Annotated in this window: 1 protein-coding gene and 1 pseudogene; both read right to left on the bottom strand. The window is 47.1% G+C overall.

What is annotated here, in order from left to right:
• Window positions 1-686, bottom strand: a 686-nt coding sequence (locus tag F6K53_RS45315; protein ID WP_293087751.1) for a chromate transporter, incomplete at its 3' end; no start/stop codon positions are given.
• A gap of 10 nt (window positions 687-696) precedes the next feature.
• Window positions 697-1,031 (bottom strand): annotated as a pseudogene (locus tag F6K53_RS45310) (sulfotransferase); the annotation flags it as partial.

The raw sequence follows: 1,031 nt of genomic DNA, 5'->3' as shown, positions 1-1,031 counted from the left end.
TGCAAGGGAAAACTCAGCAGGATGAGCAAGGTGACTGACAGCTTCAGCCAGGAAATCCCCTGAATTGACTCCTGAATCGGTTGAGCTTGGGAATTCTCCTGTCCCGAGTGCTTAGTGTCACCTAACCAAAGCCATCCTACCAATCCAGAACCGAACACGACTAGCACAGTAATGTAGAATCCTCCTACTACCTTGAGTAGGACTGCCGCGATTATTGCAATCACTACTTCTCGCCAGCCTTTGATCGCTTTTTTGCTCATGCGCCTGGCGGCACTCAAGATAATCGCCACCACTGCAGGAATAAATCCCGCAAAGGCTTTTTGAAGTGCTGGAATTTCCCCGGCCTGGAGATAAGCAATGGTTAGACCAATTACCAGGATAAAAGAAGGGAGCAACACACCGATGGCACTGACTACAGCCCCATTAGTCCTCCCCAAGCGATAGCCCACATAAGCTACTACATTAGCAGCAACTGGACCAGGTAAAACAGTCGCTAAGGAAATGCCGTCCAGCATATCTTCATGGGTGAGGAGTTTGTGCCGCCGCACCATCCGATTCTCCACTACGGAAATCAGAGCCATGAAACCGCCAAACGCTGTACTTCCGATCTTGAAAAAGTTCCAGAACAGAAACCAAAGGGATACCGACTCGGAATTTTCCGAGTTTACATGCAGTTTTTTTAACATAGTCAGTTATTTAAGCCACTACGGTCTGACGTGCTTTAATCTCTTTGAGCAAAGTGGCTTGGCGATCCCGTCGCTTTAAGTCCTCAGGATCCATCGTTTGGCGGACCTCTGCTTTTAAGCTTTGGTTAATCGCATTAAATTTAGCGATCGCAGTGCTGCTGAATTTGATTTCTTTGCCTTGAAGAATCCCAACCCGTTCGTAACCGAGAGCATCAAGTACATCCCCCGCCACTAATTCAAAAATCAAGATTTCCTCATCCGTAGCTTCCTGGAGAAACTTCTTAGTGTTTTGCTTAATTACAGGTTGCGTGACATTAGTCCATAAGGAGCTAGACGTTGCAGCAT

The organism is Moorena sp. SIO4A1 (assembly GCF_010672065.1).
Classification (GTDB): domain Bacteria; phylum Cyanobacteriota; class Cyanobacteriia; order Cyanobacteriales; family Coleofasciculaceae; genus Moorena.
Note: the sequence above shows the minus strand (reverse complement) of the source record. Positions and strands in the feature narration are given on the sequence as shown.